28 protein-coding genes are annotated in these 25,680 nt (G+C 74.2%); 18 read left to right on the plus strand and 10 right to left on the minus strand.

What is annotated here, in order from left to right:
• Positions 1-62: 62 nt before the first annotated feature.
• Positions 63-3,407, minus strand: a complete 3,345-nt coding sequence (ileS, locus tag ACFUVW_RS07385; RefSeq protein WP_430570679.1) for an isoleucine--tRNA ligase — start codon at positions 3,405-3,407, stop codon at positions 63-65.
• Positions 3,408-3,687: 280 nt separating this feature from the next.
• Positions 3,688-3,873 carry a hypothetical protein gene (locus ACFUVW_RS07390; RefSeq protein WP_430570680.1) on the minus strand — a complete coding sequence of 62 codons (186 nt, stop codon included), beginning with the start codon at positions 3,871-3,873 and terminating at the stop codon, positions 3,688-3,690.
• Between the two features lie 100 nt (positions 3,874-3,973).
• Here ACFUVW_RS07390 and ACFUVW_RS07395 point away from each other — a divergent pair, with 100 nt between their 5' ends.
• The 4 genes from ACFUVW_RS07395 (at position 3,974) to ACFUVW_RS07410 (ending at position 6,022) form a co-directional block, all read left to right on the plus strand.
• On the plus strand, positions 3,974-4,510 hold the full coding sequence (locus tag ACFUVW_RS07395; RefSeq protein WP_430570681.1) for a TetR/AcrR family transcriptional regulator: 537 nt from the start codon (positions 3,974-3,976) through the stop codon (positions 4,508-4,510).
• On the plus strand, positions 4,507-4,869 hold the full coding sequence (locus ACFUVW_RS07400; protein WP_430570682.1) for a DMT family transporter: 363 nt from the start codon (positions 4,507-4,509) through the stop codon (positions 4,867-4,869). Before ACFUVW_RS07395 ends, ACFUVW_RS07400 begins: the two co-directional genes overlap by 4 nt.
• Positions 4,866-5,183 carry a DMT family transporter gene (locus ACFUVW_RS07405; RefSeq protein WP_430570683.1) on the plus strand — a complete coding sequence of 106 codons (318 nt, stop codon included), beginning with the start codon at positions 4,866-4,868 and terminating at the stop codon, positions 5,181-5,183. The genes ACFUVW_RS07400 and ACFUVW_RS07405 overlap by 4 nt, the downstream gene beginning before the upstream one ends.
• A 92-nt stretch (positions 5,184-5,275) precedes the next feature.
• The gene (locus ACFUVW_RS07410; RefSeq protein ID WP_430570684.1) at positions 5,276-6,022 is read left to right on the plus strand and encodes a phosphotransferase family protein; all 747 of its coding nucleotides are present in this window, start codon (positions 5,276-5,278) and stop codon (positions 6,020-6,022) included.
• Between the two features lie 19 nt (positions 6,023-6,041).
• On the opposite strand, the gene ACFUVW_RS07415 is transcribed toward ACFUVW_RS07410, so the two are convergent.
• Both ACFUVW_RS07415 and ACFUVW_RS07420 read right to left on the minus strand, forming a co-directional pair.
• Positions 6,042-6,617, minus strand: coding sequence for a GNAT family N-acetyltransferase (locus ACFUVW_RS07415; RefSeq protein ID WP_430570685.1), 576 nt, complete (start codon positions 6,615-6,617; stop codon positions 6,042-6,044).
• 31 nt (positions 6,618-6,648) lie between these two features.
• Positions 6,649-7,710: a TIGR03842 family LLM class F420-dependent oxidoreductase gene (locus ACFUVW_RS07420; RefSeq protein ID WP_430570686.1), complete on the minus strand. Its 1,062-nt coding sequence runs from the start codon at positions 7,708-7,710 to the stop codon at positions 6,649-6,651.
• Positions 7,711-7,802: 92 nt separating this feature from the next.
• On the opposite strand from ACFUVW_RS07420, the gene ACFUVW_RS07425 reads away from it, so the two are divergent.
• A complete protein-coding gene (locus ACFUVW_RS07425) occupies positions 7,803-8,438 on the plus strand; it encodes a LysE family translocator (RefSeq protein WP_430570706.1) in 636 nt (211 codons plus the stop codon).
• A gap of 31 nt (positions 8,439-8,469) precedes the next feature.
• Here the strand turns inward: ACFUVW_RS07425 and ACFUVW_RS07430 are convergent, their stop codons facing one another.
• The 3 genes from ACFUVW_RS07430 to ACFUVW_RS07440 are packed head-to-tail and all read right to left on the minus strand — an operon-like array spanning position 8,470 to position 11,344.
• The gene (locus ACFUVW_RS07430; RefSeq protein WP_430570687.1) at positions 8,470-10,065 is read right to left on the minus strand and encodes a molybdopterin-dependent oxidoreductase; all 1,596 of its coding nucleotides are present in this window, start codon (positions 10,063-10,065) and stop codon (positions 8,470-8,472) included.
• A gap of 4 nt (positions 10,066-10,069) precedes the next feature.
• On the minus strand, positions 10,070-10,621 hold the full coding sequence (locus ACFUVW_RS07435) for a hypothetical protein (RefSeq protein ID WP_430570688.1): 552 nt from the start codon (positions 10,619-10,621) through the stop codon (positions 10,070-10,072).
• A 30-nt stretch (positions 10,622-10,651) separates the two neighbouring features.
• The gene (locus ACFUVW_RS07440; RefSeq protein WP_430570689.1) at positions 10,652-11,344 is read right to left on the minus strand and encodes a winged helix-turn-helix transcriptional regulator; all 693 of its coding nucleotides are present in this window, start codon (positions 11,342-11,344) and stop codon (positions 10,652-10,654) included.
• Positions 11,345-11,486: 142 nt separating this feature from the next.
• Here ACFUVW_RS07440 and ACFUVW_RS07445 point away from each other — a divergent pair, with 142 nt between their 5' ends.
• The 4 genes from ACFUVW_RS07445 (at position 11,487) to ACFUVW_RS07460 (ending at position 15,548) form a co-directional block, all read left to right on the plus strand.
• A complete protein-coding gene (locus tag ACFUVW_RS07445; protein WP_430570690.1) occupies positions 11,487-12,326 on the plus strand; it encodes a class I SAM-dependent methyltransferase in 840 nt (279 codons plus the stop codon).
• Positions 12,327-12,589: 263 nt separating this feature from the next.
• Positions 12,590-13,627 carry a putative F420-0 ABC transporter substrate-binding protein gene (locus ACFUVW_RS07450; protein ID WP_430570691.1) on the plus strand — a complete coding sequence of 346 codons (1,038 nt, stop codon included), beginning with the start codon at positions 12,590-12,592 and terminating at the stop codon, positions 13,625-13,627.
• Positions 13,624-14,700, plus strand: coding sequence for a putative F420-0 ABC transporter permease subunit (locus ACFUVW_RS07455; protein WP_430570692.1), 1,077 nt, complete (start codon positions 13,624-13,626; stop codon positions 14,698-14,700). Before ACFUVW_RS07450 ends, ACFUVW_RS07455 begins: the two co-directional genes overlap by 4 nt.
• Positions 14,697-15,548, plus strand: coding sequence for a putative F420-0 ABC transporter ATP-binding protein (locus tag ACFUVW_RS07460; RefSeq protein ID WP_430570693.1), 852 nt, complete (start codon positions 14,697-14,699; stop codon positions 15,546-15,548). Before ACFUVW_RS07455 ends, ACFUVW_RS07460 begins: the two co-directional genes overlap by 4 nt.
• Before the next feature lie 18 nt (positions 15,549-15,566).
• On the opposite strand, the gene ACFUVW_RS07465 is transcribed toward ACFUVW_RS07460, so the two are convergent.
• From ACFUVW_RS07465 to ACFUVW_RS07475, 3 genes are all read right to left on the minus strand, one after another.
• Positions 15,567-16,004: a TIGR03667 family PPOX class F420-dependent oxidoreductase gene (locus tag ACFUVW_RS07465; protein WP_430570694.1), complete on the minus strand. Its 438-nt coding sequence runs from the start codon at positions 16,002-16,004 to the stop codon at positions 15,567-15,569.
• Positions 16,001-16,474, minus strand: coding sequence for a CoA-binding protein (locus ACFUVW_RS07470; RefSeq protein WP_430570695.1), 474 nt, complete (start codon positions 16,472-16,474; stop codon positions 16,001-16,003). The genes ACFUVW_RS07465 and ACFUVW_RS07470 overlap by 4 nt, the downstream gene beginning before the upstream one ends.
• A gap of 109 nt (positions 16,475-16,583) precedes the next feature.
• Entirely contained in the window at positions 16,584-17,045 is a 462-nt protein-coding gene (locus ACFUVW_RS07475) for an anthrone oxygenase family protein (RefSeq protein WP_430570696.1), read from the minus strand.
• Between the two features lie 48 nt (positions 17,046-17,093).
• Here ACFUVW_RS07475 and ACFUVW_RS07480 point away from each other — a divergent pair, with 48 nt between their 5' ends.
• From ACFUVW_RS07480 to ACFUVW_RS07520, 9 genes are all read left to right on the plus strand, one after another.
• On the plus strand, positions 17,094-17,579 hold the full coding sequence (locus ACFUVW_RS07480; RefSeq protein WP_430570697.1) for a hypothetical protein: 486 nt from the start codon (positions 17,094-17,096) through the stop codon (positions 17,577-17,579).
• A gap of 172 nt (positions 17,580-17,751) precedes the next feature.
• Positions 17,752-18,717, plus strand: a complete 966-nt coding sequence (locus tag ACFUVW_RS07485; protein ID WP_430570698.1) for an ATP-binding cassette domain-containing protein — start codon at positions 17,752-17,754, stop codon at positions 18,715-18,717.
• Positions 18,714-19,571: an ABC transporter permease subunit gene (locus ACFUVW_RS07490; RefSeq protein WP_430570699.1), complete on the plus strand. Its 858-nt coding sequence runs from the start codon at positions 18,714-18,716 to the stop codon at positions 19,569-19,571. The genes ACFUVW_RS07485 and ACFUVW_RS07490 overlap by 4 nt, the downstream gene beginning before the upstream one ends.
• A 146-nt stretch (positions 19,572-19,717) precedes the next feature.
• Complete coding sequence (locus ACFUVW_RS07495) at positions 19,718-20,314, plus strand: HhH-GPD-type base excision DNA repair protein (protein WP_430570700.1); 597 nt, start codon at positions 19,718-19,720, stop codon at positions 20,312-20,314.
• Positions 20,315-20,361: 47 nt separating this feature from the next.
• Complete coding sequence (locus ACFUVW_RS07500) at positions 20,362-20,793, plus strand: hypothetical protein (protein WP_430570701.1); 432 nt, start codon at positions 20,362-20,364, stop codon at positions 20,791-20,793.
• A gap of 85 nt (positions 20,794-20,878) precedes the next feature.
• Positions 20,879-21,577, plus strand: a complete 699-nt coding sequence (locus ACFUVW_RS07505; RefSeq protein ID WP_430570702.1) for a DUF6766 family protein — start codon at positions 20,879-20,881, stop codon at positions 21,575-21,577.
• A 125-nt stretch (positions 21,578-21,702) separates the two neighbouring features.
• Entirely contained in the window at positions 21,703-23,322 is a 1,620-nt protein-coding gene (locus ACFUVW_RS07510) for a sugar ABC transporter ATP-binding protein (RefSeq protein ID WP_430570703.1), read from the plus strand.
• Positions 23,323-23,386: 64 nt separating this feature from the next.
• Positions 23,387-24,586, plus strand: coding sequence for an ABC transporter permease (locus tag ACFUVW_RS07515; RefSeq protein WP_430570704.1), 1,200 nt, complete (start codon positions 23,387-23,389; stop codon positions 24,584-24,586).
• On the plus strand, positions 24,586-25,632 hold the full coding sequence (locus ACFUVW_RS07520) for a substrate-binding domain-containing protein (RefSeq protein WP_430570705.1): 1,047 nt from the start codon (positions 24,586-24,588) through the stop codon (positions 25,630-25,632). The genes ACFUVW_RS07515 and ACFUVW_RS07520 overlap by 1 nt, the downstream gene beginning before the upstream one ends.
• Positions 25,633-25,680 lie beyond the last annotated feature (48 nt).

Here is a 25,680-nt window from a genome sequence, read left to right on the forward strand (position 1 = left end):
AGGTCGAGGCGTTCCTCGACCTCGCGCAGGGCGGCTCCTGACGACGCTCCGGGTCGCGCGGGTCAGCCGGCCGGCGTCTCCCGCTTGCTCACGCGCACCGCGCGCTCGCCGTCGCCCGTCGCCACGGCGACGTCGAGGGCGAGCGTCTCGCGGGCGATGAGCTCCCGGTGCGCCTCCACCGCGGCGACGTGCTCGGCGGGGACGTCCAGCTCCAACGCGATCCGGTCGCTCACCTCGAGGCCGGCGGCCTTGCGGGCGTCCTGCACGTCGCGGATGACGTCGCGCGCGTATCCCTCGGCGCGCAGCGCATCGTCGAGCGCGAGGTCCAGGACGACGAAGCCGCCGCCCGGCAGCACGGACGCGGCCACGTGCTCGCCGGCCGCGTCGCCCACCACGGTGGTGAGCTCGTACTCCGGCTCGAGCAGGGGCTCGTCGCCCCCGTCCGTCGTGACGACGACGCTGCCGTCGTCCTCGCGCCGCCAGGCGCCCGACTTCGCCGCCTTGATGACCGCCTGCACCCCGCGGCCCAGGCGCGGGCCGGCCGCCCGGGCGTTGACCGCGAGCCGCTCGGTGATGCCGAACCGCTCGGACGCGTCGGCGTCGGCCTCGACGAGGTCGACCGCCTTGACGTTGAGCTCCGACGTCAACAGGCCGACGTAGTCCGCGAGCGCCGCGGGGTCCGGCACCGCGACGGTGAGCCGTGCGAGCGGCTGGCGCACCCGCAGCTGGTTCGCCTTGCGCAGCGCGAGCGCGCTGGACACGACGGCGCGCACCTCGTCCATGGCGGCGACGAGCTCGTCGTCGCGCACCAGGGCAGGCTCGACCGCGGCGTCGGCGCCGCCGGACGCGGCGGGCCAGTCCGTGAGGTGCACGGACCGACCGCCGGTGAGCCCCCGCCAGACCTCCTCGGTGAGCAGCGGCGCGAGCGGCGCCATGACGCGGGTCAGCGTCTCCAACGCGGTGTAGAGGGTGTCGAACGCGTCGTCGTCCTCGGCCCAGAACCGGTCGCGCTGGGTGCGCACGTACCAGTTGGTCAGGACGTCGAGGTGCTCGCGCACCGACTCGCACGCGCCGCCGATGTCGTAGGCGTCGAGCTGGGCCGTGACCTTCGCGACCAGGTCGTGCGTGCGGGCCAGCAGGTAACGGTCCAGGGCGGGCAGGCCCGGGACGCGCTCGGCCGTGAGCGGCTTCGCGGTGTAGCCCGCGCCGTCCGCGGCGCTGTTCGCGTACAGGGTGAAGAAGTAGTACGTGCTCCACAGCGGCAGCAGCACCTGGCGGACGGCGTCGCGGATGCCCTCCTCCGTGACGACGAGGTTGCCGCCCCGCAGGATCGGGCTGGCCATGAGGAACCAGCGCATCGCGTCGGAGCCGTCGCGGTCGAAGACCTCGGAGACGTCCGGGTAGTTGCGCAGCGACTTGCTCATCTTGCGGCCGTCGGAGCCCAGCACGATGCCGTGCGAGACGGCGCTGCGGAACGCCGGCCGGTCGAACAGGGCCGTGGCGAGCACGTGCAGCGTGTAGAACCAGCCGCGCGTCTGCCCGATGTACTCGACGATGAAGTCGCCCGGGTAATGGTTCTCGAACCACTCGGTGTTCTCGAACGGGTAGTGCACCTGGGCGTACGGCATGGAGCCGGAGTCCACCCACACGTCCATGACGTCCTCGACGCGGCGCATCGTGGACTTCCCGGTCGGGTCGTCGGGGTTCGGCCGGGTGAGGTCGTCGACGAACGGGCGGTGCAGGTCGGGCTCGCCGTCGGCGTTCCGCGGCAGGCGGCCGAAGTCGCGCTCGATCTCCTCCAGCGACCCGTAGACGTCGATGCGCGGGTGCGCCGGGTCGTCGCTCTTCCACACGGGCACGGGCGAGCCCCAGAACCGGTTGCGCGTGATCGACCAGTCGCGCGCGTTCTCCAGCCACTTGCCGAACTGGCCGTGCTGGATGTGCTCGGGCGTCCACGAGATCTCCTCGTTGAGCTCGAGCATGCGCTCCTTGATCTTCGTGACCTCGACGAACCACGAGGACACGCCCATGTACATCAGCGGCTGCCGGCAGCGCCAGCAGTGCGGGTAGGAGTGGGCGTACGACTCGCGGCGCAGCAGCACCGTGCCGGCGGTCACCGAGCCGGCGTCCGCCTCCCCGCGGGTGCGCGCCTTGAGGTGGTCGATGATCGGCAGGTTCGCGTCGAAGACCTGCAGCCCGGCGTACTCGTCGACCGGGTGCGTGAACTTGCCGTCCGCGCCCACGGGCATGACGGAGGCCACGCCCTCGCGGTCGCAGACGACCTTGTCGTCCTCGCCGAACGCGCCGGCGCTGTGCACGAGGCCGGTGCCGTCCGTCGTCGTGACGAAGTCCGCCTCGACCACGCGGTGCGCGCGCTCGCGGCCCTCGTAGTAGGAGAACGGCGGGACGTAGGAGGTCTGCAGCAGGTCGCGGCCGGTGAGGCGCCCGACCACGCGCGGCGCGTCCTCGCCCTCGTCGGTCAGCTCGCGGGCGTACGCGTCCACGCGCGCCTCGGCGAGCACGTAGCGCTGCGGCGTGCCCGTGAAGGAGGACTCCACGACGGCGTACTCGATGTCCTCGCCGACCATGACGAGCAGGTTGGAGGGCAGCGTCCAGGGCGTCGTCGTCCAGACGAGCAGCTTGTCCCCCGGCCGCACGACATCCTGCCCGGCCGGCACGGTCGCGACGTCGAAGCCGACGGTCACGGCCGGGTCCTGACGCGTCTGGTAGACGTCGTCGTCCATGCGCAGCTCGTGGTTGGACAGCGGCGTCTGGTCGTTCCAGCAGTACGGCAGCACCCGGAAGTCCTCGTACACCAGGCCCGCGTCGTAGAGCTTCTTGAAGCCCCACAGCACCGACTCCATGTAGGTGACGTTGAGCGTCTTGTAGTCGTGGTCGAAGTCGACCCAGCGCGCCTGGCGGGTGACGTAGTCGCGCCACTCGGAGGTGTACTTGAGCACCGACGCGCGGCACGCGGCGTTGAACTTCTCGATGCCGAGCTCGAGGATCTCGTCCTTGGTCTTGATGCCGAGCTGGCTCATCGCCTCGAGCTCGGCGGGCAGGCCGTGCGTGTCCCAGCCGAACCGCCGCTCCACGTGCTTGCCGCGCATCGTCTGGTAGCGCGGGACGACGTCCTTGGCGTAGCCGGTGAGCAGGTGGCCGTAGTGCGGCAGGCCGTTGGCGAACGGCGGGCCGTCGTAGAAGACGAACTCGTTGTTGCCGTTCTCGCCCGCCGGGTTCTTCGCGACGGACGCGCGGAACGTGTCGTCCTCGGCCCAGAAGTCCAGGACGTCGCGCTCGATCGCCGGCAGGTCCGGGGACGCGGGGACGCCGGCGATGCCGAAGGCAGCGCCCTGCTGTGCTGCCTGATCAGGCTGGTCGGACGAACGGTGCTGCGGGTAGGCCATGGGTGGGCTCCTGTGCGGACGAGCTGGCGGTCGGTGGTACGACGTCGGTGCTGCTGTGCGAGGACGACGCCCCCGCCCCGAAGGGCGCGGGTCCCGCGGTACCACCCCGCTTGCGGACGCCGATCGCGCTGACGTCCGCCGCTCGTTCACGGCTGTGACGGGCCTACCCGTCCGGTTCTACTGAGGCGAACGAACGCCTGTTCTTCCGGAGGCTCACCGGTGATGGCCGGGTCGATGCCTGTGCCCCCATGGTAGCCAGGCCCGCAAGTGCGACCGTCGCTCACCGCTCGCTGCGGACCTTCACGAACCATCGGGCCCCGCCGGAAGTCGTGGCGGTGAAGTTGCCCGTGGCGGTGCCCGCATGGATCCGGTCGAGCCGGCTCGTCTCGATCCCGAATTCGTCCCGGAGCGTCTGGCTCACCCGCGACCGGATCGATCCATCGGGTTCCTGGGTCGGGGTACGCACGGCTCAAACGTCCCATCGATCGGACCACGACGCCGACATCGAGTCGCGGGCTCGGCCGACGGCGGCCGCCGCCAACCATCCGGTTGGTAAAGTTGATCGCATGACGACCTCGACACGCGCTCAGATCCTCGACAGCGCGGTGAACCTCCTGCGGGACGGCGAGACGGTCTCCCTGGAGTCGGCAGCCCGGTCCGCCGGCGTGAGCAAGCCCGGCCTGATGTATCACTTCAGGACCAAGCAGGACCTCATGACCGCGCTCGTGGATCACGTGATCGACGGGTGGGAGGAAGGGCTCGAACGCATCCTGGGTGGCGAGCCCGCCACGGCATCGCCACGCGAGCGGATCGCGGCCTACCTCCGGTGGACCCTCGAGGTGGACGCTGACCCGAGCCACCTGGCGATGCTCGCCGACCTGCGGCTCCGCGACGCCCTGGTGGACCGGTGGACCCGGCGCATGGCGCGCTGGGTCACGATCCCCGACGACGTCGAACCGGGCGAACGGACGCGCCTGACCGCGCTGCGCCTGCTGGCCGACGGGGCGTGGTTCGCGGAGGCCGCCCACTACTTCCCGCTCACCTCGGCGGACCGCGACGCGCTGCGCCGCCTCGCCGCGCACTGGACCGAGGACGCGACGTGAAGAAGTGGCTGCTCCTCGTCGGCGCGATCGCCACAGAGGTCTTGGGATCCCTGGCCCTGCAGGCAGCGCAGGACCACCCCGCCTGGTACGCGGTCGTCGGGATCGGGTACGTGGGCGCGTTCACCTTGCTGGCGGCAGTACTTCGCGCCGGCATGCCGCTCGGCGTCGCCTACGGCATCTGGGGAGCCATGGGCGTGGCCGCCACCGCGAGCCTCGCCGCTGCGATCTTCGGGGAGCCGCTGACCGGCACGATGCTGCTCGGCATCGTGCTGGTGATCGCAGGTGTCCTCGTCATCGAGCTCGGCGCCCCCCGCGCCGGTCGCACCCAGCCCGACGCGGTCGAGGAGGCGGCCCCATGAGCTGGATCTTCCTCGCCGGCGCGATCGCCTTCGAGGTCGCCAGCACGCTCAGCCTCCGCCTCGCCGCCGACCGAGGTCGCGGGTGGTACGCCGTCGCCGTGGTCGGCTACCTGATCGCCTTCACGTGCCTCGGTCTCACCCTCGCCCACGGCCTTGGGATCGGGGTCGCCTACGGCATCTGGACGGCCACCGGCGTCGCCCTGACCGCGGTGGCGAGCAGGTACGTCTTCGGCGAGCCGCTCACTCGGACCATGGGCCTGGGCATCGTCCTGATCGTCGGTGGCGTCCTGCTCCTGGAGCTCGGCGCGCACTAGTGGTGTCGCTGCCCTGATCGCGCGGAGCCGGGACGTCCGGTACCGCGAAAAAGCCGGGCGGCATCGCGGCAGTGCTCGCGAGGATGGCCGGCATGGACGAGGTGGAGGTCGTCGTCGCCCACAGCCAGCGTGCGACGCTGCGCGTCGGCGACGTGTTCCTGAAGGTCGACAGCGACCCGGCGCACGCCGAGCGCGAGGCGCGGGCGATGGACCTGGCGCCGGTACCGACGCCGGCGGTCCTGTGGCGCGAACCGCCCGTGCTCGCGATCGCCGCCGTGCCCGGCACCGCGCTCGGCGTCCTGGGCGAGCCGTCGCCCGCGTCGCCGGCGGCGTGGGCGGCTGCGGGCGCCGCCGTCCGGAGGCTGCACGACGCGCCGTTGCCGCCGTGGCCGGGACGCACGCTCGACGACGTGGCGGCCGAGCTCGACCGCGAGTGCGCGTGGCTGCTCGACCACGCCGTCGTGCCCCCCGAGATGGTCCGCAAGAACCGCGCGATCGCCGAGGCGGCGCTGCGGCCGTGGACACCGGCGTTCGTCCACGGCGACCTGCAGCTCACTCACGTGTTCGTGGACGGGGACGAGGTCACCGGCGTCATCGACTGGTCCGAGGGCGCGCCCGGCGACGCCATGTTCGACCTCGCCATCCTGACGCTCGGGCACGAGGAGCGCCTCGACGACGTGCTGGCCGGCTACGGCGACGGCGCGGACCGGGAGGTGATCCGCGCCTGGTGGTCGCTGCGCAGCCTGGTCGCGTCGCGCTGGCTGCTCGAGCACGGCTTCGACCCGGACGCCCCGGGGTGCGAGCTCGACGTGCTCCGGGCCCGGATGCGGGAGCGCTGAGACCTGTTCGCGCGCGTCCTCACGCGCGCGGGTCGTCCGCCGCGCCCGCCGACATGGCCTCGAGCGCGGCGAAGGGCGCGGGGCTCGCGAACCGGCCGCGCAGGGAGGGCTCGTACGCGGCGAGCGGCCGCGCCTGGAAGAACCTCGCCAGCGCCGGGTCGTCCGGCTCGACGCCCAGCTCCGGGGCGGGCACGAAGCCGAAGCGGGAGTAATACGCCGGGTCTCCGGCGAGCACCACGAGCGGCTCCCCCAGCGCGTCGGCGGCGCCGAGCACCGTGTGCACCAGCGCCGAGCCGACACCGCGCGCCTGGCGATCGGGGTGCACGCTCAGCGGACCGAGCACCAGCGCGGGGGCGTCGCCCACGCGGGCCCGGGTGCATACGACGTGCCCGACGACGTCGTCGCCCGCGCAGGCCACGAACGCGAGCTCGGTGATCCAGCACGGGTCGGCGCGGAGCAGGCCGACGAGCGTCGCCTCGCCCGGCGCTCCGTCCGGTTCCACGGACGGTGCCGAGTAGGTCGCGCCGGCGAAGGCAGCGGCGGTCACGGCGCGGACGGCCGCGGCGTCGGACGGGAGCTCCCGGCGGATCAGCATGCCGCGAGAGTGTCACGAGGGCGGCGACAGGTCAGGGGAATTTCCCGGACGGCTGGGTCCTCTCGGCGCCTGCCGGGCCCGTCGACGACGCCCAGGCCGGCACCACGTGCTCGCCGTAGGCGCGCAGCGTGGGCACCTGGGCGTCGTGCTGCAGGTAGATCGCGAACTGGTCGACGCCCAGCTCCTCGAGCTCGCGCAGCCGCGCGCGGTGCTCCTCGGGCGGGCCGAGCAGGCAGAAGCGCTCGACGATCTCGTCGGGGACGAACGCGGCGTGCGGGTTACCGGCGCGGCCGTGCTGCGCGTAGTCGTACCCCCGCCGTCCGGCCACGTAGTCCGTCAGCGCCCGCGGGACGCACGAGCCGGTGCCGTAGCGCTCGACGATCTCCGCCACGTGGTTGCCGACCATGCCGCCGAACCAGCGCACCTGCTCGCGCGCGTGGGCCCGGCTCGCGCCGTCGGTCTCGGTCACGTACGCCGGGGCGGCGACACAGAACGTGATGGCGTCGGGGTCGCGCCCGGCGTCGGAGGCCGCCGCCCGGACGGCGCCGATCATCCACCGGGCGACGTCGGGGTCGGCCAGCTGCAGGATGTAGCCGTCGCCCACCTCCCCTGCGACCCGCAGCGCTCGCGGCCCGTAGGCGGCGACCCACACCTCGAGCCGCGACCCGGCGCTCCAGGGCAGCTGCACCGGGACGCCGTGCACCGCGATGCCGCGCGAGCTGCCGAGCTCGCGGATCACCTCGACGGCCTCGCGCAGCTCGGCCACGGTGGAGGGCCGGCCGCGGACCACGCGCACGGCCGAGTCGCCGCGCCCGATGCCGCAGACCGTCCGGTTGCCGTACGCCTCGTTGAGCGTGGCGAACATCGACGCGATCACGGTCCAGTCGCGGGTGGCCGGGTTGGTGACCATCGGGCCGACGACCACGCGCTCGGTCGCCGCGAGGATGGCGGGGTACACGACGAACGGCTCCTGCCACAGCAGGTGCGAGTCGAAGGTCCACACGTGCGAGAACCCCGCGGCCTCGGCCCGGACGGCCAGGTCCACCACCCGCGACGCGGGCGGGTCGTTCTGCAGCACGACACCGAAGTCCATGCCCCTGCCTCCTCGCCGGCGGCGCGACGTCCGGGCGACGGGCGCTCCCTCTCCTAGAGAGCGCCCCGGGCACGTATCGTGACGCCGTGACCATGCACCAGGCGCTGCTCGCGTTCGCCGTCGTGGCGGCCCTCCTGACGGTCGTGCCCGGCCTGGACACGGCGCTCGTGCTGCGCAGCACCGTGACCCGCTCCCGGTCGCACGGCCTCGCGGCCCTGGGCGGCATCCAGGTAGGCACGCTCGTGTGGGGCTCCGCCGCGGCGGGCGGCGCGGCCGCCCTGCTCGCCGCCAGCCAGACGGCCTACCGCGTGCTCACCCTCGCCGGGGCGGCGTACATGGTCTGGCTGGGAGCGTCGATGCTCTGGCGGTCGTTCCGGTCGCCGCGCGACGCGGACGTCGAGCCGGACGTCCCGCTGCCGACCGGCGGCCGCTGGCGCGACTTCGGCCTGGGGCTCAGCACCAACCTCCTGAACCCGAAGGTCGGCGTCTTCTACGTCGCCGCCATCCCCCAGTTCGTGCCCGACGGCGTGAACCCGCTGCTCATGGGCCTGCTGCTCGCCCTAGTGCACTGCGTGCTCGGCACGGCCTGGCTCTCGCTCGTCGTCCTGGGCGCGGGCTGGCTCGGCCCCAGGCTGCGTCGGTCGCACGCCGTGCGGTGGGTGGACCGCGTCACCGGCGGCGTGCTCGTGCTGTTCGGCGCTCGCCTGGCGGCGACCGCGCGGGTCTGAGCCCGGCGCTCGCGGCCCTGCCCGGGACCGGTCAGGTGATCGTCAGCTCGATGGTGTGCCAGCCGGTGGCGCCGTCGGGCGCGGGCGGCGCCTCCGCCTCGACCTGGAGGTTCCCGTCGGCGTCGGTCGCGCGGACGGCGACGTGGTGGTCGCCGGGGGTCGCGTCCCAGTCCAGGCGCCACTGGCGCCAGGTGTCCGGGCCGACGGTCTCGGCGAGGTCGGCCGCGACCCAGCCGCCGTCGTCCACCCGCACCTCGACGCGCTCGATGCCGGTGTGCTGCGCCCACGCGACGCCCGCGAGCGTCACCGTGCCGGCGGGCAGGTCGTCGCCCGGTCGCGGGACGTCGATGCGCGAGGACAGCTTGATCGGGCCGAGGGCCGACCAGCCGCGCGGCGTCCAGTAGCCCTGCTCGTCGGCGAACCGCGTGACCTTCAGCTCGGTGACCCACTTGGTGGCCGACACGTACCCGTACAGGCCGGGCACCACGAGGCGCGCGGGGAAGCCGTGCTCGGTGGGCAGCGGCTCGCCGTTCATCCCGACCGCCACCAGGCACGCCCGGTCGGCCTCCTGCAGCACCTTCAGCGGGGTGCCCGCGCTGAAGCCGTCCGTGCTGCGCGACAGCACCATGTCCGCGCCGTCCTGCGGCCGGGCGCGCGCCAGCAGCTCGCGCACGGGGTAGCCGAGCCACAGCGCGTTGCCGATGAGGTCGCCGCCCACCTCGTTGGAGACGCACGCCAGGGTGACGTGGTGCTCCTCGAGCGGGAGCGCGAGCAGGTCGTCCCAGGTGATCGTGAACGGCTCGTCCACGAGGCCCGTCACGCTCAGGGTCCACGTGCCCGGGTCCACCTGCGGCACCACCAGGGCCGTGTCGATCCGGTAGAACTCCGGGTTCGGCGTGACGTACGGGGCGGCGCCCTCGACGCCGAGGTCCGCGCCCGCCGGGACCGGCGGCGCCGTCGTCGCGGGCCGGGGTAGGCGGGTCGCCTCGCGCGCGGCGGTCACCGCCCGGCTGCCGGCGGAGACCACGCGTGAGACCACGAGCACGACGACGGCGCCCGCCGCCGTGACGCCGGTCCACTGCAGGAAGCGACGACGGTCGATCGCCTCGCGCCACTCGCCGCCGGGCCGCTCGTCCTCGGCGAACCAGGTCTCGACGCGGCGAAGGAGCGTGCTGAGCAGGGCGATCGCGGCCACCACCCCGAGCAGGCTCGGCAGCGCCCAGGCGACGTTCGCCCCCGGGCGGCCCGCGGCCACGACGGCGGCGACGACCCCCACGGCGCCGAGCAGGACGGCGCCCCACGGCGGGCGCCGCCGCTCGAGGAAGCCCGCGAGCGCCGCCCCGGCGAGGGAGACGACGCCCATCGTCGCGAGCAGCACGGCCTTGTCCGCCGTGCCGAACCACGACACCGCGAGGTCCTTGAGCCAGCCGGGGACGCCGTCCACCACGGCGCCGCCCGCCGCGAGGACCGGGCTCGACGACGGGTCGACGAACGCCGCGACCAGCTCCGCCACCGCGAGGCCCGCCGCCGTCGCGACCACGCCCGCGAGCGCCGCCCACCAGCCGTCCCGGCGGCGCGGCTCGGCCGGGACCGCGGACCCGACGTCCCACGGCGCCTCGTGGCTCATGACCTCAGCGTCCCACCGCCGGCTCGACGGGGGCACCCGGGTCGGGCCAGCCGGCGAGGTGCCCGAGCCACGCGATCGCGAGCCACGACCCCTCGACGACGAGCTCCGTCCTAGGGGCGGCGAGCGTCGCGGTGCACGGCGTGTCGAGCGTCCACGGCCCGTCGTGGCCCGGTGCGAGGGCGAGCGAGCGGAGCGTCAGCGCCGAGCGGTCCAGCTCGACGTCGTCCGCGTCGCCGGGCAGCTCGACCCAGGTTCGCGACCGCGCGGCCCACAGCCGGGCGGGTTCCGGGCCCGCAGGGAGCCAGTCGACCGTGCCGCCCGCGACGACGCACGGCAGCTCGGCCACGGGCTCGGCGGGGTCGCGCGGCACCCGCGGCGGCTCGTCCCCGAGGCTCGACACGTCGCCCGCCGGGGCGTTCCCGTTCGCGATCGACAGCGCGAGGTCCACGGCGGCCCGCACGAGGCCCGTCGCCGCGCCGGCGCTCTCCCGCACCCCGCGGCGCTTCCGCTTCGGCCGTCGCCACGAGATGGCGTCCTGGACCCGGGGAGTCGTCATGCCGTCGAAGGCTAGCGTCACCCGCCGCCGTCACGTCCCCGCGGGTGCCGGTTCCGGCCGGGGCACCTGCGCGAACACCGACTGGCCGAGCCAGCGAGGCACCTGGCGTCGCGCGCCCTCGGGCCCGTCGAGCGCGACGTCGCGGGCGCGCAGGGCGCTCGCCCAGGTCACGTCGCCCCGCCAGAGCCGGGTGAGTGTGCGCAACGGCGTCGTCACCACCACCGCCGTGTCGTAGCCGGGATCGTCGTCGCACGCCTCGACCTGCCCGTCGCGCACGACGATCCACCACCGCGACACCCGGGGCGCCACGTCGGTGAGCACGATCGCCAGCACGGTGCGCTCTCGGGGCCAGGCGGCGACGTCGATCGTGCGGCGCATGTCCCACAGCAGCAGGTGCGGGTCGAGGTCGGCCTCCCCGAGGCCGCCGACCCAGCGGGTGCCCCACGCGCCGAGCGCCTCGACCAGCGGCCGCAGCTCCTCGCCGGCGGGGGTGAGCCGGTAGCGGACGTGGCTCTCGTCGCCGGTGCGCCGGACGATCCCCGCGCGCTCCAGCGTCCGCAGCCGCTTGGACAGCAGCGTGGGCGACATCTTCGGGTTGCCGCGCCGCAGTTCGTTGAACCGGGTGCTGCCGAGCAGCAGCTCCCGCACGACGAGCAGCGTCCACCGCTCGTCGAGCACCTCCATCGCCTTCGCGACGGGACAGAACTGGCCGTAGCCCGCCATCTCCCCAGTGAACGCCTGCCCGGCGCGACGCCGCCAGTACAGATCCAGGACTTCGCCCGGTCCAGATCCGGCACTGGACCGGTGCCCGCCCACCGCGGAGCGTGGAGGGGTCAGCTGAACCCGCAGGAGCGAAGGAGCCCTCATGAGCGTCACCGATCCCCTGACCGTCCCCGTCGAGCTGCTCGAGACGGTCCGCACCAAGCACCGCGCCGTCTGGGAGTCGGGCGACTACCCCGCCGTCGCGGACCAGGTCATCCCGTCGCTGGGCGCCGTCCTCGTGGCGGCGTGCGGCGTCCGCCCTGGCGACCGGGTGCTCGACGTCGCGGCCGGCTCCGGCAACGCGTCGATCCCCGCCGCGCTGGCGGGCGCCGACGTCGTCGCCTCCGACCTCTCCCCCGAGCTGCTCGAAGCGGGACGCCACCGCGCCGCGGACCAGGGCGCGTCGTTGCGCTGGGAGACCGCCGACGCGCACGCGCTCCCGTTCGACGACGGCGCGTTCGACGTGACCCTCTCGTGCGTGGGCGTGATGTTCGCGCCGTTCCACCCGCTCGCGGCGAACGAGCTGCTCCGCGTCACCCGGCCCGGCGGCACGATCGGGAATGTCGCGTGGACGCCGACCGGGTTCATCGGCGAGATGTTCGCAACCCTCAGGCCGTACGCGCCCCCGCCCCCGCCGGGCGCCCTCCCGCCGCCGCTGTGGGGCACCGAGGAGCACGTGCTCGCGCTCCTCGGGGACCGCGTCACCGACGTCCGGGCCGAGGTGCGCGGGCTCGTCGTCGACCGGTTCGCCGACGGCGCAGCGTTCCGCGACTTCTTCAAGGCCACCTACGGCCCGACGATCGCGACGTACCGGCACCTCGGGGACGACGACGCGCGCGCCGCGGAGCTCGACGACGCCCTCGCCGCGCTCGGCGACCGGCACCTGCGCGACGACGGCACGATGGTCTGGGACTACCTGCTCGTGCGCGCGACACGGGCGTGAACCCCGCGGCGCCCCTCGACCCGCGGCCCGGGTCGAGGAGGCGGTGAAGGTCGCGGTCGCGCGGCGTCGGCGGGCGAGGTGCGCGTGGGGAGCGTCACGGACGGCGGGCCACCACACGGAGGCGGTCGCGCGTACTAGGCTCGGCGGCGGATCACGGGCACGACTCTGGCCCGTCGGCGCGACCCGGGCTGTGGGCCGCGGTTCCACCGGCGCGAGATGGCGCGCCGTCGGACGACCGCAACGACGACCCCTGGAGCTTCCGCGTGCCCCGCCCCCTCCGCGCCGCCGTGCCCGGCGCCGCCCTCCTCGCCCTGTCTCTCGCCGCGCTCGCGGGCTGCGCGCAGGACCCTGCCGCCGACGCCGCGTCGTCGCCGTCCGCCGGCACCCGTACCGGCGGGGGTACGGCGTACCCGCTCACGCTCGACAACTGCGGGGTGGAGACGACGGTCGAGGCCGCGCCGCAGCGTGTGGTGACGATCAAGTCGAGCACCACGGAGATGCTGCTCGCGCTCGGCCTCGGCGACCGCATCGTCGGGTCGGCGTTCCTCGACGGCCCCGTCCCGGACTCGCTGGGCGACGCGGCTGCCGACGTGCCCGCCGTCGCCGAGCCGATGGCCGAGCAGGTGCCCGGAGCGGAGGCCGTGCTCGGCCTGGAGCCCGACCTCGTCTACGCCGGCTGGGAGTCGAACCTCACCGCCGACGGTGCGGGTGACCGCGAGACGCTGGCGAAGCTCGGCGTCGCATCCTACGTCTCCCCCGCCGCCTGCAAGGCGCCCGAGTACATGCCCGACCCGCTGACGTTCGACGACGTCTTCGCCGAGATCGACGAGGTGGGCGAGGTCTTCGACGCCTCCGACGCCGCGGACGAGCTGGTCGCCGAGCAGCGCGACACCCTGGCCTCCGTCACCCCCGACGACCGCGGCCTCAGCGCGCTCTGGTACTCCTCCGGCGACGACATCCCCTACGTCGGGGCCGGCATCGGCGCGCCGCAGATGATCATGGACGCCGTCGGCCTGGAGAACGTCGCGGGCGACGTGCACGACACCTGGACGTCGTTCTCGTGGGAGCAGGCGATCGAGGCGGACCCGGACGTCATCGTGCTCGTCGACGCGACCTGGAACAGCGCGGAGCAGAAGATCGAGCGGCTCGAGTCGAACCCCGCCACCGCACGGATGACGGCCGTGCGCGAGAGCCGCTACCTCACCGTGCCGTTCCCCGCGACGGAGGCCGGGGTGCGCAACGTCGACGCCGTCGTCGACCTCGCCGCGCAGCTCGACGAGCTGGAGGGGCTCGAGCCGTGACGACCACGGCCAGGCCGGCCGCGGCCCCCCGCGCGGGCGTCACGCCGTCGACGGGCCGCCGCGGCGCGGCCTGGTGGCTGCCGGCCTCCGTGGTGGTGCTGGTCGCGACCGTCCTGGTCACGGTGACGGTCGGGCCGGCCGACCTGTCCGTCGCGGACGTGTGGCGCTCGGTCGCGACGCACGTCGGGCTCGGCGGCCTCCTGGGCCTCGAACCGCTCGACGCGCTGCCGGACGGCATGGTCTGGGAGCTGCGGCTGCCGCGCGTGCTCACGGCCGCCGCCGTGGGCGCCGGGCTGGCCGTGTGCGGCGTCGTCATGCAGTCGCTCACCCGCAACCCGCTCGCGGACCCGTACCTCCTGGGTCTGTCGTCGGGCGCCTCGCTCGGCGCCGTGCTGGTGCTCGTCGCCGGGCTCACCGTGCTGCTGCCGGTGGCGGCCTTCGGCGGCGCCGTCGCGGCACTCGCCGCCGCGCTCGCGCTGGCCGGGGCGATCGGCACCATCACCCCCACCCGCACGGTGCTGGCCGGGCTCGCCGTGAGCCAGCTCGCCGCGGCCGCGACGAGCTTCGTCATCTTCTGGTCGGCGACCGGGGACTCCTACCGCGAGATCCTGTCGTGGCTCATGGGCTCCGTGGCCGGGGCGACGTGGACCTCGGTCGCGATCACGGGGGTCGCCGCGCTCGTGCTCGGCTCGCTGCTCGCCTCGACCGGCTCAATCCTCGACGCGTTCACGTTCGGCGACACGGCCGCCGCCGCGCTCGGCGTGCCGGTCGCGCGGGTGCGGTGGCTGCTGCTGGTCGGCGTCGCGCTGCTCACGGGCGCGCTGGTGTCGCAGAGCGGGTCGATCGGGTTCGTGGGGCTGATCCTGCCGCACGCCGTGCGGCTGCTCACGGGCGCCCGGCACCGGCTGCTGCTGCCGCTGTCGGCTCTGTGCGGGGCGTCGTTCCTGGTCTGGGCGGACACCCTGGCACGCACCGTCTTCGCGCCGCGCGAGGTGCCCGTCGGCATCGTCACCGCCGCGATCGGCGCGCCCGTCTTCGCCCTGCTGCTGTGGCGCGGACGGAGGTTCGCATGACCGCCGAGGCACGCACGGAGGCGCGCGCGGCCACCCCCGCCGGGGGTGCCCCCGGGTCGGCCGCCGACGGACTCGACGCCGCCCGCGTCTCCTGGTCGGCGGCCGGCCGCCTGATCCTCGACGGCGTGGACGTCACCGCCCCCTCGGGCGCGGTGAGCGGGCTGCTCGGCCCGAACGGCTCCGGGAAGTCGACGCTGCTGCGCGTCCTCGCCGGGGTGCAGCCGCCGTCCGGCGGCGAGGGCCGCGTCGTCTTCGCGGGCACCGACCTGCTCGCGATGCCGCGGCGCCGTCGCGCGCGGACGCTCGCGTTCGTCGAGCAGGAGGCCTCCACCGACCTGCCGGTCACCGTGCTCGACGCCGTCCTGCTCGGCCGCATCCCGCACCGCTCCCTGCTGGCCGGGGACTCCGCGGACGACCGTGCCGCCGCCCGCCGCGCCCTCGACGTCGTCGGGGCCACGCACCTCGCGGACCGCGAGGTCACGACCCTCTCCGGCGGCGAGCGGCAGCGCGTGCACATGGCGCGCGCCCTCGCCCAGGAGCCCGCGCTCATCCTGCTGGACGAGCCGACCAACCACCTCGACATCGCCGCCCAGCTGGACGCGCTGCGCATCCTGCGCGAGCTCGCCGAGCGGGGGGTCACCGTGCTGGCCGCCCTGCACGACCTGCAGCTCGCCGCCCAGCACTGCGACCACGTGGTGCTCCTGTCCGGCGGGCGTGTCGTCGCGGCCGGCGACGTGCGCGACGTCCTCGTGCCCGACGTCCTCGACCCCGTCTACGGCGTGCGCACGGAGGTGCTCACCCACCCGCGCACCGGTCGCCCGGTGCTGACGTTCGCGCCGGCGGACTGACCGCCGGCCCGGTCCGGGTCAGAACCCGCGCAGCCGCCGCACCCGCACGCGGAGCGTGACGGAGTAGTCGGCATGGAAGCCGTCGGGCGTCATGCCGAGCCCCCGCATGCCGTCGGCGTACTTGGCGTCGTAGGCCGCGCGCTCGTCGGACGTCAGCGCGGCGTCGTCGACGCGGCCCTCCCCGAGGAGCACGACGACGTCGCCGCCGGACCGCGTGCTGTTGAGGTGCAGCGCGACGCCGGGGGCGAGGCCGACGTTCCGGAGCTTGGCGGTGCCGGGCTGGGAGCGGATCACCACCTCGTCGTCGCCGTCCCACCAGAACCACACGGGCGTGGGCTGGGGCGTCCCGTGCGGGTCGACGGTGGTCAGCCAGACCACCTCCTCGTCCCGCAGGCGGGCCGCCGCCCGCGCGCCGAACGTCGTCGCGGTGTCCACGACCGTGCTGACCGCGCTCATGCGTCGTCCTCCTGGTGTGCCGTCGGCGTGCCACGCCCCGGGCCCCGCCGTTCCAGCTCGATGGCCGGGCAGCGGTCCATCACCATGTCCAGGCCGGCGGCGCGCACGCGGGCGGCCGCGTCCTCGTCGACGACGCCCAGCTGGAACCAGACCGCCCCGGCACCGACCGCGACGGCCTCGTCGGCGACCGCCCCGGCGAGCTCGGAGCGGACGAACACGTCCACGACGTCGACCGGGAACGGGATGTCCGCGAGCCTCGCGTAGCCCCGCTCGCCGTGCACCGTCTCGGCGCTCGGGTGCACGGGCACGATCCGCTTGCCCGCCCGCTGCAGGACCTCCGCGACGCCGTACGCGGCGCGCGCGGTGTTGGTGGACAGGCCGACGACGGCCCAGGTGGTGGTCTCGTCGAGGACGCGGTCGACGGTGGCCTCGACGTCGGTGGTGGGCTCGGTGGCCTCAGGCGTGCTCATGCCTCGTGCAACCGGCACCTCGATCGGCCTGTTCCAGTCCTTCGGATCCCTGATCCTCATGCGTGCCCCCTCCTGTCAGTGCCGTCGCCCGGGCCGTCGACCCGAGCCGTCATGCCACCGCCAGCGCCACGGCCGCGAGCGCGCACGACCCTGCGCACGCGACCGTCCGCACGTGGTTCAGCCGGCTCCAGGGCCGGTCGAACGCCACCCACCCGGCGGCGTCGCGGTGCGCCATGAGCGCGTTGTTCAGCGGCACGTTGCCGCCCGCCGTCACCCCGAGCATGCCCACGACCACGACGACGGCGCTCGCCACGACCAGCCACGCGCCGTCGTGCCCGGCGACCAGGCCCACCACCGCGGCCGCCACGGGCACCACCACCGCGGCACCGAACAACGTCATGAACGGCGGCCGCACCGCGTCCTCGTTGATCGCCGCCATCGCCTCCGCGGCGTCCCCGGGGTCGAGCCGGCGCAGGCCCGCGACGACGAAGGTCGAGAACGCCGCGAACACCCCGCCCGCCAGGCCGGTGACCAGCACGGTCAGCACGAGGAGCACGCCCCAGAGGTCCATGGGCCCATCCAACCAGCGGGACCTCCCCCCGCGCAGCAGGATGGGTCCATGCCCGCACCGCCCGCCGTCGTCACGGCCACGAAGCGCTTCAACCCGTACGCCCTGAAGATGAGCTCGCGCGTGCCGCCGTGGGTCACGCTGCACCACCTGGGCCGCAAGAGCGGGCGCGAGTACCACACACCGGTGGTCGCGTTCGCCGCCCGGGCGCCGATCGACACCCGGGTCGCCCAGCCCGGCGACCCGGTCGAGATCGGCGAGTACCGCGACATCCTCGTGCTCACGCCACTGCCCTGGGGACCGGACGTCGACTGGTGCCGCAACGTGCGCGCCGCAGGGTCGTACCGCCTCACCCGCAAGGGGGTCGACTACCGCGCGGACCAGCTGCGCGTCATGGACGCCGACGACGCCCGCGGGATGCTCGGCGGGTTCGTCGGCGCGGCGTCGGGGCTCATCGGCATCGAGTCGTTCCTCGTCGGGCGGCTGCGGCGGTGGCCGGCCGCCCAGTCGCCCGCTACCGAGCCAGGGCGCGGCTGAGGACGCGACGGCGTCGGCGGCCACCTCGGCCTGCAGCACAGGGTCGCCGCCCAGGGGCCCGCTCCGGGGCTTCGGCGTAGGGGGACCCCCGCGGTGGCCGCGACCCGGCCAGGGTCGCTTTCAGGGGCCTCCCGGTGCTGTGACCCCCGTCACCGCCCGTACGTTCGACGGCATGATCGAGGCACAGGGTCTGTCCAAGCACTACGGGAACAAAACCGCCGTCGACCGCATCACCTTCACGGTGCGGCCCGGCGTCGTCACCGGCTTCCTCGGCCCCAACGGGGCGGGCAAGTCCACCACCATGCGCATGATCATGGGTCTCGACCGGCCTTCCGCGGGCTCGGTCACCGTCAACGGCCGCCCGCACGCGCGGCACCGATCCCCGCTCACCGAGGTGGGCGCGCTGCTCGAGGCCCGGGCCGTGCACCCGGGCCGCACGGCCCGGGCGCACCTGCGCGCGCTGGCCGCGACGCACGGCCTGCCCGACCGGCGGGTCGACGAGGTCATCGACCTGACCGGCCTGGCGTCGGTGGCCCGCAAGCGGGTCGGCGGGTTCTCGCTCGGCATGGGCCAGCGGCTCGGCATCGCGTCGGCCCTGCTCGGCGACCCGCACACCCTCATCCTCGACGAGCCGGTCAACGGCCTCGACCCCGAGGGCGTGCTGTGGGTGCGCCGCCTCGCGCGGAGCCTCGCGGCCGAGGGCCGCACCGTCTTCCTGTCCAGCCACCTCATGAGCGAGATGGCGCTCACGGCCGACCACGTGATCGTCATCGGGCGCGGCCGCATCCTCGCCGACGCACCCGTCAGCGATGTCGTCGAGGCCGCGTCGCGGCGCGCGGTCACCGTCCGCACCCCCGGCCCGTCGACCCTGCGCACCGCGCTGGAGCGCGCGGGCGCCGCCGTCGTCGTGCCCGACGTCGCCCACGCGGGCGCGCTGGAGGTCACGGGCCTCGACGCCGCCGCGATCGGCGAGATCGCCCTCACGGCGGGGGTCTCGCTGCACGAGCTGACACCGGTCGCCTCGACCCTCGAGGACGCCTACCTGGAGCTCACGGCGGACGCCGTCGAGTACCGCACCGACGACCCCGCCGGAGACCTCGCGGCCGCCGGCACGACGCGCACGGGAGACCAGCCATGAGCGCCACCACCACCCTCGTCGCCGACCGCGCACCGACCGCCGACGCCCGCGTGACCTTTGCGCGCGTGCTGCGCTCGGAGTGGCTCAAGCTGTGGTCCCTGCGCTCCACCTGGTGGGGCGTCGCGCTGACCGTGCTGCTCATGGCGGGCCTCGCGGTGCTCATGGCCGCGACGCTCGGGTCGGCCATGACGTCTCCCGACATGCAGGAGACCATGAGCGCCGACCCGCGGCTCGCGACCCCGAGCGGCGCCGTCGCGGTGACGTTCGGGTACGGGTTCGCGCAGCTCACGGTCGCGGTGCTCGCCGTCCTCACCATCACCGGCGAGCACTCGACCGGGATGATCCGCGCGACCTTCGCCGCCGTGCCCCGCCGGCTGCCCGTCCTGTGGGCCAAGCTGCTGGTCGTCGCGGCGACGACGGCGCTGCTGGCCGTCGTCGGCCTGGCCGCGGCGTGGCTCGCGACGGCGTCCTCGCTCTCCGCGGACGGCCTCGCCCTGGACCTCTCCGACGGCGAGCACCTCCGCGCCCTGGGTGGCACGGTCGCCTACCTGGCGACGGTCGCCGCCCTCGCCCTGGGGATCGGCACCCTCTGGCGGAGCACGGCGGCGGGGATCGCCACCACCCTGGGCCTGCTGATGGTGCTGCCGTTGCTGTTCCAGGGGCTCGCCGGCTCCGCCGACTGGGCTCAGGACGTCTACGCCTACCTCCCGACCGTGGCCGGCGAACGCCTCATCGCAGCAGGCCCCACCCCGGACGGCCTGCTGTCGCCGGGCGCCGGGTTCGCCGTGCTGGCCGGCTACGCCGTCGCCGTCCTCGCGGCCGCCGCCCTCGCCGTCCGGCGTCGCGACGCGTGAGGCACCCGCCGAGCGCGCCGCCCCGTGAGGTCCGTCATCCGTCACGAGGTCGGTCAGCATGGAGACCGATCGTGTGACAGCTGACCGAACTCACGGCGGACGGCCGCCGGCGCGCGTGGCATTCCGCTTCCGGCAGGATGGACCCCATGACCGCACAGCTCTGGATCACCGGCGACCCCGAGACGGACGCGCTGCTGAGCGACGACATGTTCGCGCTGCTCGTAGGCATGCTGCTCGACCAGCAGTACCCGATGGAGCACGCGTTCGCGGGCCCACGCAAGATCCGCGACCGGCTGGGGAGCATCGACCCGCACGCGGTGGCGGACGCCGACCCGGACGAGTTCGTGACGCTCGCGACCACTCCCCCGGCGATCCACCGGTACGGGCGGTCGATGGCCGGCCGCGTGCAGGCGCTGGCGCTGGCGATCGTGGACGACTACGACGGCGACGTCGCGAAGCTCTGGACGACGCCCGGGGCGGAGGGTCCCGCCACCGGGGCGGAGGTGCTGGCCCGCCTGCGCGCGCTGCCGGGCTTCGGCGAGCAGAAGGCCAAGATCTTCCTCGCCCTGCTCGGCAAGCAGCGCGGGATCCGGCCGGCCGGCTGGCAGGAGGCGGCGGGGCACTACGGCGACGAGGGCTCGCGGCGCTCGATCGCGGACGTGACGAGCGCCGAGTCGCTGGCCGAGGTGCGGACGTTCAAGAAGGCGCAGAAGGCGGCGGCGAAGGCGGCCAAGCAGTCCTGACGCCCACCGCGGTTGCGAACAGCGTCGCTCCGGGCAGCATGACCTGCATGAACACCCGACGACGGCGGAACCTGTGGGCCCCGGCCGTCGCCGCGCTGGTCGCGGCGGCCGCCGGGTGCGCCGGACCCGGCGACGGTGACGCCCAGGACGTCGTCACCCGCTTCTATGCCGCGGTGGCGGCGGGCGACGGGGACGCCGCGTGCGCGCTGCTACTGACCGGGGCCGCCGAGGACCTGGCCGAGGAGGAGCAGGCCCCGTGCCCCGAGGCCCTGCTCGACCCGGCGGGCCCGGGCGGTGTGCTCGGTGAGCGCGCCGCCGCAGCGACCGTCGATGCGGTGCACCGGGCGGGCAGCCAGGCGCAGGTGGTCACGGCCTCCGACACCGTGTTCCTGGCCCGGTCGGGTGATACCTGGGTGGTGACCGGCGTCGGGTGCGACCCGCGCGGCGAGCGCCCGTACGACTGCGAGGTGGAGTCGTGAACGCGTCCAAGGCGATCTTCGCGGTCACGGTCGCGCTGATCGTGCTCGGTCTGGTCGCGGCGTTCGTGCTCGCCGGGGCGCACCGATGAGCCGGGGCGCGGGCGGCCCGGTCGCGCGGGTGCTGCGGGAGAACTCGCTCAGCCTGGCCTTCGGCCTGCTCTTCCTGGCCGTCCTGGTCGGCCAGGCGTTCGTCGGGGCGGCGCAGCGCGACGCCGACCAGGTCGCCGCGGGGCTCGAGCCGCTGGGGGTGGCCGGGTACGTCACGTCGTCCGTGTTCTGGGTCGACGTCACGGAGAACTGGCAGTCCGAGTTCCTGCAGTTCCTGCTGTTCATCGGCCTGACCGTGTGGTTCGTGCAGCGCGGCTCCCCCGAGTCCAAGCAGGTCGGCGAGGCGGGCCGGGAGACGGACGAGGAGCAGCTCGTCGGGGAGCACGCCCGGCCCGACTCCCCCGCCTGGGCGCGGGCGGGAGGCTGGCGACTGAGCGTGTACTCGCACTCGCTGACCCTGGTGATGGGGTCGATCTTCCTGGGCTCGTGGCTCGCCCAGTCCGCGGCGGGCGTCGTCGCGTACAACGAGGAGCAGCTGCGCGACCGCCACGACCCGGTCACCTGGACCGCCTACCTGGGCATGCCGGACTTCTGGGACCGCACGCTGCAGAACTGGCAGTCCGAGCTGCTCGCCGTCCTCTGCATGGTCGTGTTCGCCATCTACCTGCGCGAGCGCGGGTCCCCGGAGTCCAAGCCCGTCGGCACCCCGCACGGCACCACCGCCGTCGAGGGCTGACCGCCGCGGCCTGAACGACGGCGCCCGCGCCGCGCGGTCCTTGACACCCCAGCAGGGCCCTCCTATTCTGCCGCTGTAATCGATTACTCGTGCTGGGCTTTGCGACGGAGCGGAGACGGCCCACGATGACCGCGAGCACACCCCCACCGGCAGCGCGCCCCGCGCCCTTGCTGGAGATGCGGGGCATCGGCAGGTCCTTCCCCGGCGTGCGGGCGCTGGACGGCGTGCACCTCACGGCCGACGCCGGCGAGGTGGTCGCGCTGCTCGGCGAGAACGGCGCCGGCAAGTCGACGCTGATCAACGTCCTGTCGGGCGTGTTCGGCACCTATGACGGCCGGGTGCTCGTGGACGGGACGCCGGTGAGGCTGCACACCCCCGCGGAGGCGCAGCGGCTCGGGATCGCCACCATCCATCAGGAGCTCAACCTCGTCCCCGACATGTCGGTGTCCGACAACATCTGGCTCGGCCGCGAACGCTCGCAGGCGGGCTGGGTCGACCGCCGCACGCAGGTGCGCGAGGCCGCGCAGCTGCTCGGAAGGGTCGGCCTGCGGATCGACCCGCGCAAGCCGGTGCGCCAGTTCCGCGTGGCGGAGCAGCAGCTGATCGAGGTCGCCAAGGCCCTGAGCATCGACGCGCGGGTGCTCATCATGGACGAGCCCACGTCCGCGCTCGCCGACGCCGAGGTCCGGCGGCTCTTCGACGTGATCCGGGCGCTCACCGCCGAGGGCGTCGCCGTCGTGTACATCTCCCACCGGCTCGAGGAGCTGGAGGAGATCGCCGACCGCGTCACCGTGCTGCGGGACGGCCGCTGGATCGGCACCCGTCCGATGACCGGGGTCAGCCGCGACGAGCTGATCCACATGATGGTGGGGCGCGAGCTCGGCGCGCAGTCGCTGCCCTCGGACCACGACGTCGCGGCCGGCCCGGTGGCCGGGACCGGCACCGGCACCGGCACCGGCGCTCCCGCAGACGGTGCCGAGCCGCGCCTCGTCGTCGACGGCCTGACGGTGCGCGCCGATCCCCGCGCAGGCCGTGTGGCGCTGCGCGGGGTGGGATTCTCGGTCCGGCCCGGGGAGGTGGTCGGGCTGGCCGGGCTGATGGGCGCGGGGCGCACCGAGACGCTCGAGGCCGTGTTCGGCGCCTACCGGCGCCACGACGTCGGCGGCACGGTGCTGCTCGACGGCCGTCCGCTGCGCCCCCGGTCGCCACGCCGCGCCATCGACCGCGGCGTCGCGCTGGTGGCCGAGGACCGCAAGACGCAGAGCCTGGTGCTGGGCGGCTCCGTACGCTTCAACACCTCGCTCGCCGCGCTGCGCCGGTTCGCCTCCGCGGGCTGGCTGCGGGGCACCGCCGAGCGTCGCCACGTCCAGGACGAGGTGCGCCGGCTCGCAGTGAAGACCCCCGGGATCGCCGCCACCGTGGGTCACCTGTCCGGTGGCAACCAGCAGAAGGTCGTGCTGGCCAAGTGGCTGCTCACCGGCCCGCGCGTCATCCTCCTCGACGAGCCCACCCGCGGCATCGACGTGGGGGCGAAGGCCGAGATCTACGACATCGTCGCGGCCCTCGCCGCCGAGGGCGTGGCCGTCGTCGTCGCGTCGTCCGAGCTGCCCGAGCTCCTGCGCATGAGCGACCGGATCGTCGTCCTGTGCGAGGGGCGGGTCACCGCGGACCTGGATGCCGCGAGCGCCACCCAGGAGGACATCCTCACCGCCGCGATGTCGCGCCGCGCGCTCGTGGCGCCGTGAGGCGCCGACCGGCATGACGGCCGAACCGGCCCCACCCCCGCCGACCTCCGAGAAGGGACAGAGCGTGACCACCACCACCCAGGCGGCGCCGCCGTCGACGGCACCGGGCCGACTCCGCCGACTCCTCCCCGTGCTCGGCGGGGCACAGGGCTACATCGGCCTCGTGCTCATCGTGCTCATCGGCATCTGGAGCCAGGGCGACCGCTTCGCGGACGTGGACAACCTCACCAACGCGATCGGCTACTTCGCCCCCCGCGGGATCCTCGCCGTGGGCATGACGCTCGTGATCATCAGCGGCGGCATCGACCTGTCCGTGGGCGCGGTGATGGCGGTCGGCTCCACGGCGTCGGCGATGCTGCTGACGCAGGCGAACTGGCCGGTCGCGGCGATCGTCCCGGCGTCGATGCTCATCGGCGCGGCCTTCGGGTTCGTCAACGGCGCCGGCACCGCGTGGCTGCGGATCCAGTCCTTCGTCATGACCCTGGCGATGATGACGATCGCGCGGGGCATCGTTCGCGAGGCGTCGGGCAACCAGTCGATCGGCACGGTGGTGCTCACGCCCGACGGCGAGGTGGCGCCCGGCTCCGCGCAGTTCCAGCTGCTCGGCACGCCCGGCACGCGGCTTTTCGACGTGCCGCTCGTCGGCTACTTCCCGGTGCTGGCGCTGCTCGTCGTCATCGTCGTCTTCCAGCTGCTGCTGAGCCGCACCACCTTCGGCCGCCACGTGTACGCGGTGGGCGGCAACCCGACCGCGGCGCGGCTGTCGGGCGTGAGCGTCACCGGCGTCACGGTCGTGGTGTTCACGCTGTCCGGCATGCTCGCGGGCCTGGCCGGCCCGATCAACGCCGCCTACAACGCGTCGGCCGACCCGCAGGCCGGCCTGGGCTACGAGCTCGACGCGATCGCGGCGGTCGTCATCGGCGGCGCCAGCCTGGCCGGCGGCCGCGGGTCGGTGGTCGGCACCGCGGTGGGCGCGCTGATCCTCACCCTGCTCGACAACGTGCTCGGCCTGAACAACTTCAGCGCCAACTGGCAGATGATCATCAAGGGCACCATCGTCGTGGCCGCCGTCGTCATCCAGCGGCCCGACCTGCTGGCGGGCATCGTCGCCCGCCTACGCCGCCGCGACGAGCCCGGAACACCCGACGACGCGTCCGGCGCGCCCGCGCCCACGTCGTCCCCAGCCCCGGCCACGCGTCGCGCCGCCGGTGAGGACACCCCTCGGGAATCCACCACGCAGGACGTCACCACGAAGGAGCTCTGATGAAGCACAGCAGACTCGCCGGCATCACAGCGGCGTGCGTCGCGGGACTGCTCACGCTCGGCGCGTGCAGCACCAACACCGACACGGGATCGGGCGGCGGCTCGGGCGGGGAGGACGGCGCAGAGCAGTCCCCCGCCGCGTCGGACGGCCGACTGGTCCCGGAGAAGGACTCGTACGTCATCGGCTACTCGCAGTCGAACAACGCCGAGCCCTACCGAGCCCAGCTCAACACGCAGCTCGAGTACTTCGTCTCGCAGCACGACAACCTCGAGCTCCTGCCGATCGCCGACGCCCAGCAGGACTCGTCGCGGCAGGTCAGCCAGGTGCAGCAGTTCGTCCAGCAGGGCGTCGACATCCTCGTGGTGTCGCCCAACGAGTCGGACCCGCTCACCCCGCCCGTCGAGCAGGCGTGCGCGGCGGGCATCCCGGTGATCGTCCTCGACCGCACCGTGAACACCGACTGCATCGCGGCGTTCATCGGCGGCGACAACGTGGCGATCGGCGAGGCGGCGGGCGAGCTCGCGCTGCAGCTTCTGCCCGACGGCGGCAACGTCGTGGAGCTGCGCGGGATCGAGTCGAACCAGCCGCAGATCGACCGCGACCAGGGCTTCCGCGACGCCATCGCCCAGAACCCGGACATCACCATCGTCAAGGACCAGGACGCCAAGTGGCTCAAGGAGGAGGGCACCAAGGTCATGCAGCAGTGGCTCGCCTCCGGCGAGGACATCGACCTCGTCTACGCGCACAACGACCCGATGGCCCTGGGCGCGTACCTGGCGGCCGCGGGCGCGGGCAAGGAGAAGGACATCAAGTTCATCGGCATCGACGGGCTCGCGATCCCCGACGGCGGCATCCGCGCCGTCCAGGAGGGCCAGCTCGCGGGCACGTTCGTCTACCCGACGGGCGCCGAGGAGGCGGTCGACACCATCACGAAGATCGTGGCGGGCGAACCCTTCGAGGCCGAGCAGATCCTCCCGACCACCGCGGTGACACCGGAGAACGCCGCCGAGATCTACGAGCAGTACGACTTCAGCGCGAAGGGCTGACGTCGACGCCGTCCCACGGACGCACGAGGGGCCGCCGACCCGGTCGGG

It is taken from the genome of Isoptericola sp. NPDC057391, assembly GCF_042668085.1.
GTDB lineage: Bacteria > Actinomycetota > Actinomycetes > Actinomycetales > Cellulomonadaceae > Isoptericola.

Excerpts from the sequence above, each read along its gene's own strand:
- ileS (WP_430570679.1), bottom strand. The coding sequence starts at position 3,407 with ATGGCCTACCCGCAGCACCGTTCGTCCGACCAGCCTGATCAGGCAGCA.
- ACFUVW_RS07395 (WP_430570681.1), top strand. The coding sequence starts at position 3,974 with ATGACGACCTCGACACGCGCTCAGATCCTCGACAGCGCGGTGAACCTC.
- ACFUVW_RS07405 (WP_430570683.1), top strand. The coding sequence starts at position 4,866 with ATGAGCTGGATCTTCCTCGCCGGCGCGATCGCCTTCGAGGTCGCCAGC.
- ACFUVW_RS07410 (WP_430570684.1), top strand. The coding sequence starts at position 5,276 with ATGGACGAGGTGGAGGTCGTCGTCGCCCACAGCCAGCGTGCGACGCTG.
- ACFUVW_RS07415 (WP_430570685.1), bottom strand. The coding sequence starts at position 6,617 with ATGCTGATCCGCCGGGAGCTCCCGTCCGACGCCGCGGCCGTCCGCGCC.
- ACFUVW_RS07420 (WP_430570686.1), bottom strand. The coding sequence starts at position 7,710 with ATGGACTTCGGTGTCGTGCTGCAGAACGACCCGCCCGCGTCGCGGGTG.
- ACFUVW_RS07425 (WP_430570706.1), top strand. The coding sequence starts at position 7,803 with ATGCACCAGGCGCTGCTCGCGTTCGCCGTCGTGGCGGCCCTCCTGACG.
- ACFUVW_RS07430 (WP_430570687.1), bottom strand. The coding sequence starts at position 10,065 with ATGAGCCACGAGGCGCCGTGGGACGTCGGGTCCGCGGTCCCGGCCGAG.
- ACFUVW_RS07435 (WP_430570688.1), bottom strand. The coding sequence starts at position 10,621 with ATGACGACTCCCCGGGTCCAGGACGCCATCTCGTGGCGACGGCCGAAG.
- ACFUVW_RS07440 (WP_430570689.1), bottom strand. The coding sequence starts at position 11,344 with ATGGCGGGCTACGGCCAGTTCTGTCCCGTCGCGAAGGCGATGGAGGTG.
- ACFUVW_RS07445 (WP_430570690.1), top strand. The coding sequence starts at position 11,487 with ATGAGCGTCACCGATCCCCTGACCGTCCCCGTCGAGCTGCTCGAGACG.
- ACFUVW_RS07460 (WP_430570693.1), top strand. The coding sequence starts at position 14,697 with ATGACCGCCGAGGCACGCACGGAGGCGCGCGCGGCCACCCCCGCCGGG.
- ACFUVW_RS07465 (WP_430570694.1), bottom strand. The coding sequence starts at position 16,004 with ATGAGCGCGGTCAGCACGGTCGTGGACACCGCGACGACGTTCGGCGCG.
- ACFUVW_RS07470 (WP_430570695.1), bottom strand. The coding sequence starts at position 16,474 with ATGAGCACGCCTGAGGCCACCGAGCCCACCACCGACGTCGAGGCCACC.
- ACFUVW_RS07475 (WP_430570696.1), bottom strand. The coding sequence starts at position 17,045 with ATGGACCTCTGGGGCGTGCTCCTCGTGCTGACCGTGCTGGTCACCGGC.
- ACFUVW_RS07480 (WP_430570697.1), top strand. The coding sequence starts at position 17,094 with ATGCCCGCACCGCCCGCCGTCGTCACGGCCACGAAGCGCTTCAACCCG.
- ACFUVW_RS07485 (WP_430570698.1), top strand. The coding sequence starts at position 17,752 with ATGATCGAGGCACAGGGTCTGTCCAAGCACTACGGGAACAAAACCGCC.
- ACFUVW_RS07490 (WP_430570699.1), top strand. The coding sequence starts at position 18,714 with ATGAGCGCCACCACCACCCTCGTCGCCGACCGCGCACCGACCGCCGAC.
- ACFUVW_RS07495 (WP_430570700.1), top strand. The coding sequence starts at position 19,718 with ATGACCGCACAGCTCTGGATCACCGGCGACCCCGAGACGGACGCGCTG.
- ACFUVW_RS07500 (WP_430570701.1), top strand. The coding sequence starts at position 20,362 with ATGAACACCCGACGACGGCGGAACCTGTGGGCCCCGGCCGTCGCCGCG.
- ACFUVW_RS07505 (WP_430570702.1), top strand. The coding sequence starts at position 20,879 with ATGAGCCGGGGCGCGGGCGGCCCGGTCGCGCGGGTGCTGCGGGAGAAC.
- ACFUVW_RS07510 (WP_430570703.1), top strand. The coding sequence starts at position 21,703 with ATGACCGCGAGCACACCCCCACCGGCAGCGCGCCCCGCGCCCTTGCTG.
- ACFUVW_RS07520 (WP_430570705.1), top strand. The coding sequence starts at position 24,586 with ATGAAGCACAGCAGACTCGCCGGCATCACAGCGGCGTGCGTCGCGGGA.